General features: G+C 63.5%; 12 protein-coding genes and 1 pseudogene. 11 read left to right on the top strand and 2 right to left on the bottom strand.

Annotated elements, in window-relative coordinates; translation table 11 throughout:
* Positions 1–46: 46 nt before the first annotated feature.
* The 5 genes from HGP13_RS01450 (at position 47) to HGP13_RS01470 (ending at position 4,568) form a co-directional block, all read left to right on the top strand.
* A complete protein-coding gene (locus HGP13_RS01450; protein ID WP_172234580.1) occupies positions 47–859 on the top strand; it encodes an ABC transporter ATP-binding protein in 813 nt (270 codons plus the stop codon).
* 55 nt (positions 860–914) lie between these two features.
* Positions 915–1,715, top strand: a complete 801-nt coding sequence (locus tag HGP13_RS01455; RefSeq protein ID WP_172220516.1) for a transporter substrate-binding domain-containing protein — start codon at positions 915–917, stop codon at positions 1,713–1,715.
* A 160-nt stretch (positions 1,716–1,875) separates the two neighbouring features.
* Positions 1,876–2,589 (top strand): ABC transporter permease subunit, encoded by a 714-nt coding sequence (locus tag HGP13_RS01460; RefSeq protein WP_210266368.1) that lies wholly within the window; start codon positions 1,876–1,878, stop codon positions 2,587–2,589.
* Positions 2,589–3,398 (top strand): ABC transporter permease, encoded by an 810-nt coding sequence (locus tag HGP13_RS01465; RefSeq protein WP_172220522.1) that lies wholly within the window; start codon positions 2,589–2,591, stop codon positions 3,396–3,398. Before HGP13_RS01460 ends, HGP13_RS01465 begins: the two co-directional genes overlap by 1 nt.
* A 168-nt stretch (positions 3,399–3,566) precedes the next feature.
* Positions 3,567–4,568 (top strand): Ldh family oxidoreductase, encoded by a 1,002-nt coding sequence (locus tag HGP13_RS01470; RefSeq protein WP_172234581.1) that lies wholly within the window; start codon positions 3,567–3,569, stop codon positions 4,566–4,568.
* Positions 4,569–4,619: 51 nt separating this feature from the next.
* On the opposite strand, the gene HGP13_RS01475 is transcribed toward HGP13_RS01470, so the two are convergent.
* The gene (locus HGP13_RS01475; protein WP_172220525.1) at positions 4,620–5,765 is read right to left on the bottom strand and encodes a DJ-1/PfpI family protein; all 1,146 of its coding nucleotides are present in this window, start codon (positions 5,763–5,765) and stop codon (positions 4,620–4,622) included.
* An 88-nt stretch (positions 5,766–5,853) separates the two neighbouring features.
* Here HGP13_RS01475 and HGP13_RS01480 point away from each other — a divergent pair.
* From HGP13_RS01480 to HGP13_RS01490, 3 genes and pseudogenes are all read left to right on the top strand, one after another.
* A pseudogene (locus HGP13_RS01480) lies at positions 5,854–6,809 on the top strand (GlxA family transcriptional regulator).
* A gap of 385 nt (positions 6,810–7,194) precedes the next feature.
* Entirely contained in the window at positions 7,195–7,647 is a 453-nt protein-coding gene (locus tag HGP13_RS01485) for a DoxX family protein (RefSeq protein WP_172220528.1), read from the top strand.
* 111 nt (positions 7,648–7,758) lie between these two features.
* Positions 7,759–8,736 (top strand): complex I NDUFA9 subunit family protein, encoded by a 978-nt coding sequence (locus HGP13_RS01490; protein WP_172220531.1) that lies wholly within the window; start codon positions 7,759–7,761, stop codon positions 8,734–8,736.
* Between the two features lie 55 nt (positions 8,737–8,791).
* Here HGP13_RS01490 and HGP13_RS01495 read toward each other — a convergent pair whose 3' ends face one another.
* Positions 8,792–10,159: a cytochrome P450 gene (locus HGP13_RS01495; RefSeq protein ID WP_172220534.1), complete on the bottom strand. Its 1,368-nt coding sequence runs from the start codon at positions 10,157–10,159 to the stop codon at positions 8,792–8,794.
* A 210-nt stretch (positions 10,160–10,369) separates the two neighbouring features.
* Between HGP13_RS01495 and HGP13_RS01500 the strand changes: the two genes are divergently transcribed.
* The 3 genes from HGP13_RS01500 (at position 10,370) to HGP13_RS01510 (ending at position 16,416) form a co-directional block, all read left to right on the top strand.
* Positions 10,370–10,939, top strand: a complete 570-nt coding sequence (locus HGP13_RS01500) for an NADPH-dependent FMN reductase (protein ID WP_172220537.1) — start codon at positions 10,370–10,372, stop codon at positions 10,937–10,939.
* Between the two features lie 89 nt (positions 10,940–11,028).
* Entirely contained in the window at positions 11,029–13,662 is a 2,634-nt protein-coding gene (locus tag HGP13_RS01505) for a caspase family protein (RefSeq protein WP_246707254.1), read from the top strand.
* Positions 13,663–13,785: 123 nt separating this feature from the next.
* Entirely contained in the window at positions 13,786–16,416 is a 2,631-nt protein-coding gene (locus HGP13_RS01510) for a caspase family protein (protein WP_246707255.1), read from the top strand.
* Positions 16,417–16,433: the final 17 nt, after the last annotated feature.

Raw genomic sequence — 16,433 nt, forward strand, 5'->3', positions numbered from 1 at the left:
TCCAGCAGCGATGGGCGCGACCGCTTCGCGGAGCGTCGAAGGGATGATGGCGCACGGCGCTGCACCCGTCCACAAACACACGGCGCAGGACGGCGCCGCCGAAGCCATCCATGTCGAGAACCTGCACAAGAAGTTCGGCCAACTGCATGTGCTGAAGGGCGTGTCGCTGTCGGCGCGCGACGGCGAGGTGATCGCCATCATCGGCGGCTCAGGCTCAGGCAAATCGACGCTGCTGCGCTGCATCAACTGCCTGGAAAACCCCACCAGCGGCATCATCCGCGTCAATGGCGAAGAGATCAAACTGAAGGCCGATAGCCACGGCCACACCATTCCCGCCGACCGCAGGCAGATCGAGCGCATCCGCTCCAAGCTCGGCATAGTGTTCCAGAACTTCAATCTCTGGAGCCACATGACGCTGATCGAAAACGTCATCGAGGTTCCCGTCCATGTGCTCGGCGTCAAGCGCGAGGTGGCGATCAGCGAGGCCGAAAAGCTGCTGGTGCGCGTCGGGCTTGCCGAAAAGCGCGACGTCTATCCCGCCTATCTGTCGGGCGGCCAGCAACAGCGCGCCGCGATCGCCCGCGCGCTCGCCATCAATCCGCGCGTCATGCTGTTCGACGAGCCGACCTCGGCGCTCGACCCCGAACTGGTCGGCGAAGTGCTGAAGGTGATCGGCGACCTGGCGCGCGAGGGCCGCACCATGGTGCTGGTCACCCACGAGATGAAGTTCGCCCGCGAGGTCGCGACCCACGTCGTCTATCTCTACAACGGGCTGGTTGAGGAAGAAGGCCCGCCGGAGCAAATCTTCGGCGCGCCGAAATCCGAAAGGCTGAAGCAGTTCATCCGCAACATCGGCTAGGGACAGGCCGGGACGGAAGAAAACCGGGAACCAACAACAAACTGGGAGTCGTGAAATGAAGACTGTTCTGAAGACATTCGCCGCAGCGCTGCTGCTCAGCGTCGCCGCCATGGGCGTGGCCAAGGCCGATCCGGTCAAGATCGGTGTCGCCGCCGAACCCTATCCGCCCTTCACCTCGCCGGATGCTTCGGGCAAGTGGGTCGGCTGGGAGATCGAGTTCATCGACGCCGTGTGCGCCGAGGAGAAGCTCGACTGCGTCATCACGCCTGTTGCCTGGGACGGCATCATCCCGGCGCTGACCACCAAGAAGATCGACCTCATCGTCTCGTCGATGTCGATCACCGCCGAACGCGAGAAGACGATCGACTTCTCGGATAAGTATTACAACACGCCGACGGCGATCATCGGACCGAAGGACCAGAAATTCGGCCCCGGGCCCGACGACCTCAAGGGCAAGGTCATCGGCGTCCAGGTGTCGACCGTGCACGCCGTCTACGCCAAGAAGCACTTCGGCGCCACCGCTTCCGAGATCAAGGAATACCAGACCCAGGACGAAGCCAACAACGATCTTGCGGCCGGCCGCCTCGACGCGGTGCAGGCCGACTCCATCGCGCTTGGCGAATTCCTCAAATCCGACCAGGGCAAGGCCTGCTGCGACCTGAAGGGCATGGTGGCTCCGGACGACGAGGTGCTTGGACCGGGTGTCGGCGCCGGCGTGCGCAAGGAAGACACCGACCTGAAGGCAAAGATCAACGCCGGCATCAAGGCCATCCGGTCCAACGGCAAATATGACGAGATCTCGAAGAAATACTTCGATTTCGACATTTACGGCGGCGGCGGCGCGCAGTCGAACTGATCGGAAGCCTGGGCTTGTGACCGCGCGGCGCCTCGTGCGCCGTGCGGTTTCGCCTGAACCTGTCCACGCACGCTTTCGCTGACGAACATGGCCAGCGGCTGACGCCAGCAATCCGGGGGCGAAGCTGATCGACGCATTCCTTTCGGCCTCGGCGGCCGGCATCATCGACCTTCTCTCGCCCTATCCGCCGGGCTGGGGCGGAACGCTGTTGCTCGGGCTGCTCCATTCGATCGAAATTGCGCTCGGCGCGACCTGCCTTGGTCTCCTGATCGGTACCGGCGGCGCCTACGGCAAGCTCTATGGTGGCCCGGTGGTGCGCGATCTGCTGGCCGTCTACACCACCATCGTGCGCGCCGTCCCCGAACTGGTGCTGATCCTGCTGCTCTATTATGCCGGAACCGACCTGATCAACCAGGCGCTGGCGGCAATGGGCTATCAGCGCGTCGACATCAGTGGCCTTGCCGCCGGCATCGCCGTGCTCGGCTTCGTCCAGGGTGCCTATTCGACCGAGGTGATACGCGGCGCGATCCTCGCTATTCCACAAGGGCAAATCGAAGCCGCCCGCGCCTATGGAATGTCGCCGGGCCTGATGCTGCGGCGCATAACACTGCCGGCCATGCTGCCGTTTGCCATACCGGGCCTTGCCAATCTCTGGCTCATCGCTACCAAGGACACCGCCCTGCTGGCGGTCGTCGGGTTCTACGAACTGGCGCTGGCAACGCGGCAGGCCGCGGGTGTCACCAAAGCCTATTTCACCTTCTTTTTTGCAGCAGCCGTTCTCTACCTGCTGCTGTCGCTGGTGTCCAATTTCCTTATCGGCCGCGTCGAGGCATGGTCGCGGCGGGGCATGCCTTCGCTCAAGGAAGCGCGCTGATGGCCAACGAGGCGGCCATCATCAATGTCGTCGCGCGAACGTCGCTGTGGCTGCAGCCGCACCGGATCGTGCTGATCCTGATCGCGCTGGGGCTGGTTCTGGGCGCCATATTCTTCATGCGCTGGGACTGGTTGCCGCAATATTACGAGATGGGTCTCCTCGGCATCTGGCGCTCAATATGGATCCTGGCCGTCACCTGCGTGCTGGGTTTCCTGCTCGCCGTGCCGCTCGGGCTGGCGCAGGCCACTGGCTCCTTCTGGTTCGCCGCACCGGCCAAGGTCTTCTGCACCGTTATCCGGGGCACGCCGCTGCTGATCCAGCTATGGCTGCTCTATTACGGCCTGGGTTCGCTGTTTCCGCAATATCCGTGGATCCGTGAATCCTGGATGTGGCCGTATCTGCGGCAAGCCTGGCCCTACGGTGTACTGGCATTGACCTTGTCCTTCGCCGGTTACGAGGGCGAGGTGATGCGCGGTGCCTTTGCCGGCGTGCCAAAGGGACAGCTGGAGGCAGCGCGCGCCTTTGGCATGAGCCGCTGGAAAATCTTCCGGCGCATATGGCTGCCGCAAGCCTTCTACAGGGCGCTGCCGACGCTGACCGGCGAGACGGTGCTGCAGCTGAAATCGACACCGCTGGTGGCGACGATCAGCGTCATCGACATCTTCGCCGTCGCGGGCAAGGTGCGGCAGGACACCTACCTCACCTATGAACCCCTGCTGCTGCTGGCGCTGATCTACATGACGATCACCGGTATCCTGGTCTTCGCCTTCAGCAGGATCGAGGCGCGGATCCCGAACAAGATCGGCTAGAGCTTTGCCTGGAATTACCCAGGAGCCGCCAGGCCTCGTACCGCGGACTTGCAACGGCGGACGTGTGCGCCGTTTTTCTTGCAGTCGCGGACGATTTTCAACACAAACGCCGCCTCATGTGCTGTTAGACCCAACCAACCAAATTACAGCAATCGCAGGACGGCCATGATGCAACTCAGTCTCGACCAGGCAAGAGGACTGTGCCGGATGGCGGCACTCGGCGCCGGCGCCAATGAGGAAGCGGCGCAATCGCTGACCGCCTCGATCATAGCAGCCGAGGCGGAAGGGCTTTCGACCGTCGGGCTGTCGCATTTCATCGATTATCTCGAAGCCCTGGAGGCCAGGCGCATCGACGGCAATGCCGATCCGGTGATCACAAGGCCGGCGCTGGCCGTCTATCTATCCGACGCACGCGGCGGCTTGGCGCATACCGGCTTCGACCGGACGATCGACGACCTTGCCAAGGCGGCAAAGCTGTTTGGCGTCGCCATCTTCTCGCAGAAGAACGCCTATACGTGCGGCGCGCTCGGCTATTTCACCGGAAGGCTGGCGGCACAGGGGCTGGTATCGTTCGCCGCCACCAACGGTCCGGCCGTTCTTGCCGGCTCGGGCTCGGTCAAGCCGGTCTATTGCACCAACCCGATGTCGTTCGCGGCCCCCGCCGCCGATGGCGCGCCGCTGGTCATCGATCAGTCGTCGAGCGCCACCGCCTTCGTCAACATCCGCAAGGCGGCCGAGGACGGCAAGAAAATCCCCGAGGGCTGGGCGCTGGACGCCAGCGGCAACCCGACCACCGATCCGGCCGCCGCCATGAAAGGCGCCATGCTTGCCTTTGGCGGCCAGCGCGGCGCCAACATCGCACTGATGGTCGAAGTGCTGGCGGCCGGCCTGTCGGGCGCCAACTGGTCGCTCGACGCGCCATGGTTCAGCGGCGGCCCCGAGAGCCCCGGAACCGGCCTGTTTGTCCTTGCCGTCGAGCCCAAGCTGCTCGATCCGGATTTCGAACAGCGGATGAAGGACCAGCTCGACCGTTTGCGCCGCCGCTATGGCGTGCATGTGCCGGGCCGGGCTCGGGCGGAAGCCGCCGAGAAGGCGCAGGCACGCGGCATCACCGCGCCCAAGGCTGTGGTGCAGCGTATTTCCGAATTCGCCGAGCGCTATTCCGCCTGAAATCCAGCGAACGAACATCCGGGCGGTGCTGTGCCTTTGCGACAGTGCCGTTCACCGGCCAGTCCGCGGATATTCGAGCTGCATGGCCACGAAATCGGTGGTGCGCGTACCATAGCGAGCTGAAATATCTTGAAGAGCCTGGTCCAGCGCCTTCGCCGGCCGCGGGTCGACCATGACCGGCACCAGCCGCTGCGCCGGCCAGTCGGTGGCGATCTGATCGGGCAAGATACGGAGCCCGTCGCCGCTGACGACTGAGCCTTCCCTGCCCGCGAATGTGACCGCACCGGAGCGATAGGTGCGGGACCAGGCGTCGGCGACCAGTGCCAGCGACACTTCATCCATGCCTGGTGTCAGCCGGATACCGAGCTGTTCGTGATCGAGGAAAGCGAGCGTGTTGCCGATCGCCGTCAGTGCGAAGGAGCGGGTGAACTTGAAGGCGCTGCTGTCATGTCGCGCATCCCATTGTGCCAAGCCCAGATCGCGACTGACGGCTTCGGCCTTGTCCCGGCCGGCAATAGCCTCGATCAGGGTCAGCATCATCGGCATCGAGGCGGTGATCCCGGTGGTCGTTGCAACACCCCGATCGACGACGAAGCGGCGGTCGGCGACATAGCGGATCGTCGGATGTTCTTCGCTGAGCTCGCTGAGGGAATACCAATGTGTCGTCGCCCGCTTGCCGTCCAGCAGCCCGCTGGCGCCGACCACCTTGGCACCGGCGCAGATGCCGATCACCGTAGCGCCCTTGGTCGCCTGGCCTCTGATCCATTTCAGCACGCCGGCGTCATCGTCGCGCATCATGGCCGGAACGATGACGTAGTCGGCGCCGTCGGGGTGCCCGGCGTCGAACGCTGCCGTCGTCGCATCGGGCTCAATCTGCAAAGCCGGATGCAATTTCATCGGTCCAGGCAGCGTTGCGAGCGCTACGACATCGGCGACATCGGCGCGCCGCAAGATGCCGTAAGGCATGAGATAATCGGTGGTTTCGGTGCCGTCATTGATGCCGATGATCGCGATCAAGGGGCGCTGGCGCTTCGGCGGCTTCAATGCCGCGAGCGTTGCCTCAGCCTCCTTGGCATCGATTGCCGGCTGAGCGGCGGCCAGGGCTCCCGCCGGCAGCGACAGCAGCCATGCGCCACCCACCGCGAGGAGGATCAGCACGACGCCCAGACCACTCCACAGCATGATACGCAAATTCATGGCTCAGTCCTCCGGATTAAGGCGCTTGACCATCAACCTAGCTCCACTAAGGCTTGTCTGAAATGACGTATATCGGGCAAAAACTGCCATGAGCCGTAATGTCGGAATCATCATCCACCCCGGCTTCCAATTGTTGGATGCGGCTGGCCCGGCGGCGGTCTTTGAGCTGGCGGAACATTTCAGCCCCGGAAGCTACACGCTCGAAATGCTGGCGCCCGGTGGCGGCGAGATGAGAGTTCGTCCGGCATGCGGCTTACAGCCCGGTCCTTGTTGATGGATGAGCAGCTGGACACGGCAATCATCTCCGGCGGCGAAATCATTCGCTCGATGGCTGCGGCGCAGGAGATCGTCACCTGGCTCCAGCGTGCGGGCGTGCGGCGAACGGCGAGCGTGTGCACAGGCGCGTATCTGCTGGCAGAGGCGGGACTTCTCGATGGTAGGCGAGCCACAACCCATTGGTGGAGCACGCACGACTTCGCGCGCCGCTATCCGAAGGTGAAAGTCTATGCGGAGCGCATCTTCATCAGGGACGGCAGCACTTGGACCTCGGCTGGAATTTCGGCCGGCATCGACCTGGCGCTGGCACTCATCGAAGATGATCTTGGTCCGACCGTAGCGCGTCGGGTTGCACAGCAGCTTGTCGTTCATCAACGCCGCCCGGGAGGCCAGTCGCAATTCTCCGCGCTTGTCGAACTCGGCGGACGGACCGGCCGCTTTGTCGAGCTGATCGAATGGATGCGCACCGCGCTGGCGCAACCATTGACCGTGGAGCGCCTTGCCGATCGCGCCGCCATGAGCCCGCGGCATTTTGCGCGCGCCTTCCTGGCAGAGACCGGCACCACGCCGGCCAAGGCCGTTGAACGGCTTCGCCTGGAGACCGCGCGGATTGCGGTGGAGACCAGCAACGCGCCGCTAGATCGCATCGCGGAGGACTGCGGCTTCGGTGACGCCGGGCGCATGCGCCGGGCTTTCCTGAGAAGCTTCGGCCAGCCACCGCAGGCACTCAGACGCGCGGGTGCCGTTTTCCGCTACGATGGCCGGTGAGTTCGTCCAACGCAATCACCTCGACCCAGCATCCAGAACCAATGGTCCAGCGGTGCGATTTTTTCCGCGCCTCGGTGAACCTTCCCGCGCGTCACGACGACGAATATCTGTCCGGGTCGGGTTTGCCCGGTCGGTGTCTTCTGTCGGATGCGTCCAGGGCTGGGGCGGGCGTCTCACGCCACGCTGATACCGTCTCAGGTCAGGCCGTCTCGTTGGACCCTGGTTTCGGCATGAACCTCACCCGGAAAACCCCGCTTCGGCGGGGTTTTCTGCGTTTCGTCCTGTGAACGCAATAAACATGATAATGATAGTTAACTTTTGTTAACTTGACTTGATGGGAGCCATCGGGCGTTTGCGAGGGGTCATCACAACAACAGGAGCTACGATGTCCGTAACCACCGACGCTTCCCGCGGCAGACTGATCATTCCGGCGCTTGGCCGCCTGTGTTCGTCGCTGCACGATGCCGGCGAAACTGTGCTGCGCGTCGTGGCCGGCGCGTTGCTCACCGTCCATGGCTCGCAGAAGATCACCAATCCTTTCGGCGCCGCCGAGATGGTCGAAGGCCTCGGCTTCTATCCCGGCGCCTTCTGGTCGCTGCTTCTGGCCTGCACTGAGTTTTTCGGCGGCATCCTGATCGCCATCGGGTTTTTGACGCGCCCGGCCGCTTTTGCCGGCCTGTTCGTGCTGCTGGTGACGGTCTGGTTCCACTGGGTGACGATGGGCCAGGGTTTTTCAGGGGCCGAAAAGTCGCTTTTGTGGGCGGCGATCCTGCTCTTCTTCGTCATTCGCGGCGGCAACCGGCACTCGGTCGACGCCCGCATCGGCAAGGCATTCTAACAAGCTTTCGAGAGGGGTGGCAGCGACCACGCGTCACCCTTTGCCTTTGGCGCAAAACCGACTATGAAACGGCTTCAGCCAAGCCATCTGGAATGTGCGCCGGAGCCAGCCATGACCGAAATCCTGCAGACCCCAAAGCTCGTCGTCGTCTTTGGCGGGTCGGGCTTTGTCGGCCGCCATGTCGTGCGTGCGCTGGCGAAGCGCGGCTACCGCATCCGGGTCGCCTGCCGGCGGCCCGATCTTGCCGGCCATTTGCAGCCGCTCGGCAATGTCGGCCAGATCCAGCCGGTGCAGGCCAATGTGCGCGTGCGCTGGTCGGTCGACCGTGCCGTGCAAGGCGCCGACCATGTCGTCAACCTTGTTGCCATCCTGCATGAGACCGGCCGGCAGAAATTCAACACCGTTCACGAGTTTGGTTCGCGCGCCGTTGCCGAGGCCGCACGCTCGGTCGGTGCCGGGCTCACCCACATTTCAGCACTTGGCGCCGATGCGGACTCCGAATCGGACTACGCGCGCACCAAGGCGCTTGGCGAGAAGGCCGTGCTGGAGACGATCGCCGACGCGGTGATTTTCCGGCCGTCGATCAATTTCGGCCCAGAGGACGGCTTCTTCAACCGCTTCGCCAACATGGCGCGCTATTCGCCTGTGCTGCCGCTGATCGGCGGCGGCCAGACCAAGTTCCAGCCGGTCTATGTCGGCGACGTTGCCGAAGCGGTGGCGCGCTCGGTCGACGGCAAGATCGGTGGCGGCCAGATCTACGAGCTTGGCGGCCCCAACGTGCTCACCTTCAAGGAGTGCATGCAAGAGCTGCTCACTGTCATCGAGCGCAAGCGCCTGCTGGTTCCGGTGCCGTGGTGGGTGGCCAACATCCAGGCCTCGATCCTCGGCCTGTTGCCCAATCCGCTACTGACCAAGGACCAGGTGATGCAGCTGCGCGAGCACAACATCGTCTCGGAAGCCGCCACCAAGGCCAACCGGACACTCGCCGGGCTTGGCATCCAGCCGCAATCGATCGCGACGATCCTGCCCAGCTACCTCTGGCGCTTCCGCGCCGCCGGCCAGTTCCAGCAGCGCAAGCCCGCAGCATAAGCCCCGGGCGCGTTGAGGTCCAGGTCAGGCCGGCATCACCTGAATACCGGCACGCCTAGCGGGGCGTGACCTGCATCGGCAACCCGCCTTGCGGCTGTGTGGTCAGTTTCTGCACCGGCCAGGGCTTCGTGTCAGCGGTCGTGTCGAAGCGGAAGCGCGACAACAGGATGGCGAGCGCGATGATCGCTTCCTGCATGGCGAAACTCGCCCCGATGCAGACGCGCGGACCCGCACCGAACGGCAGATACTGGAAGCGGTCGATTTTTTCGCGATTTCCCGGGTGGAAGCGCTCGGGCAGGAAGGCATCGGGCCTGTCCCATAGCTTCCTGTGGCGATGCACGACCCAGGGCATCACCAGCACGGCCGCGTGCTTGGGGATATAGAGATCCTTCCACATCTCCGGCTCGATCGGTTCGCGGTTGATCGACGGCGCCGGCGGATAGAGCCTGAGCGCCTCGTCGAAGGCGGCGCGCATCAGCGGCATGGCATCAAGCCACTTCGTCGGATCGGATTCGCGCGCCAGCACCTGGTCGATCTCTTGCTCGACCCGGTTGCGCTCCCATGGCGATTCGGCGAGGCAATAGAGCGTCCAGCCCAGCGCCCGCGCGGTGGTCTCATGGCCGGCGCCGATGAAGGTGATGATGTTGTCCTCGACTTCCGCTCGTGTCAGCCCCTCCGGACCCTCGGCCTTGAGCAGCAGCGTCAGGAAATCCTGTGGCACACCATCGGGGTCACGCCTGACCCTCTCTTCGCGCATCTTGACCGTATCGGTCACGATCTTGCGGAAATAGGCCATGGTCTTGCGGCCGCGGATGCGGGTGAGCCGCGGCAGCCAGTCGGGCGCGCGCAACAGGTCGAGCGGATCGACACGGCCCATGGTTTCGAACAGGCGGTCGATTTCATTGGCAAAACTGCCCGGCTCGCCAGCGATCTCGCCAGAGAACAGTGTCTCGGCGAGGATGTCGTAGGTGAGCAATGTCATGTCATGGGCGATGTCGGATATGCCGCCCTCTTCATAGCGGGTGACGAACTCCTTCGCGCGTTTCAACATCGGCTGGGCGAAGCCGAAGATGTGGCGCGGCGTGAACACCGGCGCCATCGCCTTGCGGGAGCGCTTCCAGACCTCGCCCTCGGCGGTCAGCAAGCCATCGCGCAGGATCGGGCGCAGGATCTTCTGGCGCACCGTCGCCATCTTGTAGTTCTTGGCGTTGTCGACGAGCACATGGCGGATGAGGCCGGGATCGTTGGCGACGATCAGATGGCCACCAACGCCATTCGCAGAAATCCAGGGCTCGTTATAGGTATGCTCGCCCCACAATTCGAGCGGATTGCGGTAGACGATCCGGATCATCTCCAGCGTCGAAGGCGGCGTCGTGCGCGGCTTCGGTGCGGGGGGAACAAAGGGGGCGGGCTGAATGTCCATGAAGTGCTCCGCTGCTCCCATCAATGTAGTGGCTGGCACCCCGGACGTCCATGTGACCGAACGGCAGACCGAACCACGCTAGCAGGACGCGAAGACAGACAGTCTGTTCATCCGATCGTGACCGCTCCGCCAGGTGACCCGCCTTGCCCGCCGGGATGCTCTGCCGTAGTGACAGTCACCAACAGATACCGCCTGACAAAGGAGCCTGCCTTGAAGCACCAGTTGAACATCATCATCGGCAGCACGCGGCCCGGCCGCGCCGGCCCGGTTTTTGCCGAGTGGCTGGCGACTTTCGCGCGCGAGCATGGAAAATTCGAGCCGGTGCTGACCGACATCGCCGCGTTCCACCTGCCGGTGCTCGACGAGCCGCATCATCCGAGGCTTGGCAACTACCAGAACGATCATACCAAGGCCTGGTCGAAGGCGATCGATGCCGCCGACGCCTTCGTCTTCGTCGCGCCGGAGTATAATTATTTCGTAGCACCCGCGATCGTCAACGCGATCGACTACCTCGCGCGCGAATGGAAGTACAAGCCGGCCGCCATTTTCAGCTATGGCGGCGTCTCCGGCGGCCTGCGCGCGGCGCAGGCGCTGAAGCCGCTGCTGACCTCGGTGGGTGTCATGCCGATCTCGGAAGGCGTCGCACTGCCGATGTACCAGAAACTGCTCGACGAGAATGGCGCCTTCAGCGCCAGCGACCAAGTGACCGGTGGCGCCAAGACGATGCTGGACGAACTGTTGCGCTGGAGCCAGGCGCTGAAGCCGATGCGCACTGCCTGAGGGAGCCGGTTTTAGCCGACTCCCCGGCTTGCTCGCGCCATAAAGAGGTGGAATGGTCAGCAAACGACTGAGCCGGGGGGCGGTTCGACGTGCGTTTGCTGTTTGCCTTGCTGCTGTTCTTGTCGGCTACCGCCACAGCGGTGGCGGAGCGGCGCGTGGCATTGGTCATGGCAGAAGACGACTACCGGATGGTTCGGCCACTGGCCAATCCCATCCATGACGGCGAGGCTATGGAAGCGGCGCTGAAGAAGCTCGGCTTCGAAGTCGTGCTTGAAACCAACCGTGATCTCAGGCGCATGCGGCGCGCCCTCGACGATTTTCGCGACGACGCCAAGGGTGCCGATGTGGCGCTGGTCTACTTCTCCGGCCATGGCGTCGAAATCTCCGGCGACAACCGGTTGCTGCCGGTCGACGCCGACGCCTCCTCACTTGATCAACTGGACAAGACCAGCCTGCCACTGGAGGAAGTGCGCGCTGCCGTGGCCGCCACCGCCAAGGTCGGGCTGATCGTGCTCGACGCCTGCCGCAGCGACCCGTTCTCGGCAAGCAGCGGCGACGGTCGCGGCGTGACCGCGCTGACCAAGGATGTCGCCGACAAGGTCAAGCCAGGCCTTGGCCGCGTCGGGCGAGCGGAAAACATCCTATTTGCTTTCTCGGCCGCACCCGGCGAGACGGCTGCCGACGGAACCGGCGAGAATTCGCCGTTCACGACGGCGCTGACCAAATATCTCGGCACGGACGGGCTGGAAATCCGCTCGGTGCTGACCTTGGTGCAGCAGGAGGTTTATGACCTTTCCCGCGGCAAGCAGCTGCCTTATGTCGAAAGCGGCCTGCCAAAACTGTTCTTCGCCGCTGCCGCCAAGGAACAGCTGCCGGAGCGCGAACGGCTGCTGCTGGCCATGGCCGATGTGACGCCGGAAATGCGCGGCGAGGTCGAGCAGATCGCCAGCGATGCCGACATGCCGCTGGCGCCGCTCTATGGCGCGCTGCTGTCGAAGGATCTTGGCTCGCTCGGTCCCGAGCAGCGCTCCGCCAAGCTCAGGGAAGCCGCCGATGCCTTCGTCAAGGTGCAGCGGGAAATGACCACGCTGGCCTCGGGTGACCCGGAGGTGACGCAGCTGCGGCAGGAAGCGGAACGGCAGCTCTCGCTCGGTGCTTTCGATGCCGCTCGCGCCAAGCTCGCTGAGGCAGCGGGAATAGACAAGGATTCGCGCCAGCGGCTCAAGGCCAATTATGTGGAACGCACGCTTTCGGAAGCGGCAACCCATTCGCTGGAAGGCGGCGCGGCAAGCGCCCTGCTCAGATACCAGCTGGCCGCGGATGGCTATGAGAAGGCGACAGCGCTCTATCGCGAGGTTAATGGCGAAGACATTCCGGCTGACGATCGGCTGCAGCAGCTCATCACGCTGGCCCGGCTTGGCGATGTCTATACGACGCTGGGCAGGCTGGATGAAGCCGCCAAGGCCTACAAGGAATGGAACGAAAGATCGACAAAGCGTGCCGGCATCGATCCGACGAATGTTGTCTGGCAGCGGGATGTTTCGCTCAGTCTGGACAAGATGGGCGATACCGCCGTTGCCCAGGGCAAGCTCGGCGATGGCCTTGCCGACTACCAGGCATCGGCTGATATCGCCGAGAAGGTGGCTGCCGCGGCTCCGGCCGAGCTCGAATGGCAGAGCGATCTCTCGTTTAGTTACGACCGGATCGGCTATGTCATGCGCTCACAAGGCAATCTCAAGGACGCGATGCCCTACTACCAGAAGGCGCTGGAGATTTCCAAACGGGTTGCCGGACTCGAACCCGACAACATCGTCTGGCAGCGCCGGCTCGGTGTGGCCCACGATACGATCGGTGACGTGCTCATCATTGAGGGCGACTACAGCCGGGCGCTCGACGCCTTCAGTTCGGGCTTTGCCATATGGCGGAAGTTGACGGAGCTGGATCCCACCAATCTTACCTGGCAACGCGACCTGTGCGTCTCCTACACCAAGATCGGCGACAGTTTGCAGATATTGGGCGAATACAAGGAGGCGATCGTTTCCTATCAGGCCGGCCTGGCCGTGAGTTCGGCCCTTGCCAGCGCCGATCCCGAAAATCTCGAAGGCCAGCGCGATCTCGCGATCCTGCATGACAGCATCGGCGACGCGCAGCTCAATCTGCAGGCAAATGCAGAGGCTCTCGCCGCATTCAACGAGGCCAACCATATCTGGGAAACGCTGGTCGCCACCGACCAGAGCAACACGCGGTGGCTGCGCGATCTCGAAATCAACTACAGCAAGCTGGGCGACGCGCATCTGGCGAATGGCGAGCCGGAAGCAGCTCTGTCCGCCTACAAATCGGCACTCAATGCATCTCTAGCCCTCACCGGAAACGACGCCAGCAACAGCCTCTGGCAACGCGATCTGGCGATCAATTGCGGCAAGATCGGCGATCTCCTGGCAAGATCGGGCAACAAGGATCTCGCTGCCCAATTTTTCCAGCAGTCGCTCGACATCTCCGCACGCTTCTCTGCCATCGATCCGGACAATTCGATGTGGCTGCGCGATATGATCATCGACCATTTCAAAATGGCCGAGATGGGCCTTGATGTCCGTTCCAATTTGACGACGGCCCTCAAGATTGCGTCCGACATGCAGCAGGCCGGCATCCTCTCGCCCACGGACGCCTGGATTCCAGATGAATTGCGCAGACGGCTCAAGCTGCTGGATGCGCCAGCCAAATAACGAAGCTGGCACCGGAAACCCTGGCGGGTAACGCTGCCTGAAAAAGCCGGCTTTCGGCCTGGCTTGCTCGCGCCATAAAGAGGTGGAATGGTCGGCAGGTGACTGAGCCGGGGGCGGTTCGACTTGCGCTTGCTGTTTGCCTTGCTGCTGTTCTTGTCGGCTACCGCCACAGCGGTGGCGGAGCGGCGCGTGGCATTGGTCATGGTAGAAGACGACTACCGGATGGTTCGGCCACTGGCCAATCCCATCCATGACGGCGAGGCTATGGAAGCGGCGCTGAAGAAGCTCGGCTTCGAAGTCGTGCTTGAAACCAACCGTGATCTCAGGCGCATGCGGCGCGCCCTCGACGATTTTCGCGACGACGCCAAGGGTGCCGATGTGGCGCTGGTCTACTTCTCCGGCCATGGCGTCGAAATCTCCGGCGACAACCGGTTGCTGCCGGTCGACGCCGACGCCTCCTCACTTGATCAACTGGACAAGACCAGCCTGCCACTGGAGGAAGTGCGCGCTGCCGTGGCCGCCACCGCCAAGGTCGGGCTGATCGTGCTCGACGCCTGCCGCAGCGACCCGTTCTCGGCAAGCAGCGGCGACGGTCGCGGCGTGACCGCGCTGACCAAGGATGTCGCCGACAAGGTCAAGCCAGGCCTTGGCCGCGTCGGGCGAGCGGAAAACATCCTATTTGCTTTCTCGGCCGCACCCGGCGAGACGGCTGCCGACGGAACCGGCGAGAATTCGCCGTTCACGACGGCGCTGACCAAATATCTCGGCACGGACGGGCTGGAAATCCGCTCGGTGCTGACCTTGGTGCAGCAGGAGGTTTATGACCTTTCCCGCGGCAAGCAGCTGCCTTATGTCGAAAGCGGCCTGCCAAAACTGTTCTTCGCCGCTGCCGCCAAGGAACAGCTGCCGGAGCGCGAACGGCTGCTGCTGGCCATGGCCGATGTGACGCCGGAAATGCGCGGCGAGGTCGAGCAGATCGCCAGCGATGCCGACATGCCGCTGGCGCCCCTTTATGGCGCGCTGATCGGCACCGACACCAGCCATTTGTCGGCGGACAGCCTGAACGCCCGGCTGCGCGAGGCGGCCGACGCCTTCGTCAAGGTACGCAGCGAAATGAAGACGCTTGCCTCCGACGACCCGCAGGTGACGGAGCTGCGCCGGCAGGCCGAGGAGCAGCTTTCGCTCGGCGCCTTCGATGGCGCCCGCGCCCTTCTCGCCAAGGCCGCCGACATCGACAATGTTTCGCGTCAGGCGCTGAAGGTCAATTTCGTCAGCCGCACCCTGTCCGAGGCCGCGACGCGCTTCCTCTCCGGCGGTGCGGCGCGCGCCGACCTCGACTACGCCACGGCCATCAGTGACTATGAATCGGTGCTGGCGCTGTATGGCGAGGCCGGGCAGACCTCGCTCAACCTGGAACAGGCCGACCGCCAGAGCCGCACGCTGGAGGAACTCGGTATTCTATATACGACGGCGGGCAATGTCGAGGCGGCCGGCCGCGCCTTTACCGCGCTCGTGGCCAACCTCGAGCAGCGTTCGCGTCAGGAAACCGATCCCAGCGTCAAGCGCGATCTCGCCATCAGCCATATCAAGCTCGCCAACACTGAGATGGCGCAAGGTGACCTGCCGACCTCGCTGGAAAACTATGAGGCGGCCAGGGATATGCTGCAGGATCTGACCGCAAGCGTGCCGGACAAGAAAGGCTGGCTCGGCGACCTTGCCATGGCCAATGACAAGATCGGCAACGTGCTGGCGACGCAAGGCAATCTGGGCGCGGGGGCCAAGGCCTATCAGCAAAGCCTGTCGATCAAGCAGCAGTTGGCCGATGCCGAGCCGAACAGCGCCGATCTGCTGCGCGACCTGACCATAACCTATGACGAAATCGGCGACCTTGCCCGGACCGCCGGCCAGTTGGACAGCGCCCAGGCGGCCTTTGAAGAGAGCCTGAGAATTCGGCTGGTGCTGGCCGATGACAGACCCGATGCCCCCGAGCGTCAGCGCGCTGTCGCTGTCAGCCAGGAGAGGATCGGTGACGTGCTGCGCGAGCGCGGCGACGCCGCCGGTGCGCTCGGGGCCTACACCAAGAGCCAGGCGATCGCCGAAGACCTGGTGCGCCGTGACCCTAACGATACCGACTTGAAGCGCGACCTGTCGATCAGTTACGCCAAGACCGGCAACGCGCTCAACGACCAGGAGAACTGGCCGGCAGCACTGGCTTCCTATCAGCAGGCGCTGACTGTCGCGCGTGACCTTGCCGCTGATGACCCCGGCAACACCGACTGGCAGCGCGACCTGTCGGTCTGTCTTGAAAAGGTTGCCGGTGTGCTTGATGCCCAGGGCAATGTCGGCGATGCATTGCAAAACTACCAGGACAGTCTTGTCATTGCCGACCGTCTGGCGAAGCTCGACCCAGGCAATTCCGACTGGCAACGCGACCTCTCTATCACTCTGTCGGAAATCGGCATGCTGGAGACCAAGCAGCGCCATTTCGAGGGCTCCAAGAAGGCTTTCGAAGCCAGCCTCGAAATCCGCCAGAAACTGGCCCAGTCCGATCCCAACAATGCGATCTGGCAATTCGATCTGGTGCAGGCCTACATCAACTATGCGTATGTGGCGAAAGATCCGAAGGCCGCGCTGACCCAGGCGCTGAACCTGACGCTTGAGCTCGACCGCACCGGCCGGCTGGCGCCCAGAGACAAATCCACGATCAAATATTTGCGCGGCCTTCTCGCCAAATTCAACGCCCAAAAAAAATAGCCGGCTGCCGGCCCGGG

It is taken from the genome of Mesorhizobium sp. NZP2077 (assembly GCF_013170805.1).
Classification (GTDB): Bacteria; Pseudomonadota; Alphaproteobacteria; order Rhizobiales; family Rhizobiaceae; genus Mesorhizobium.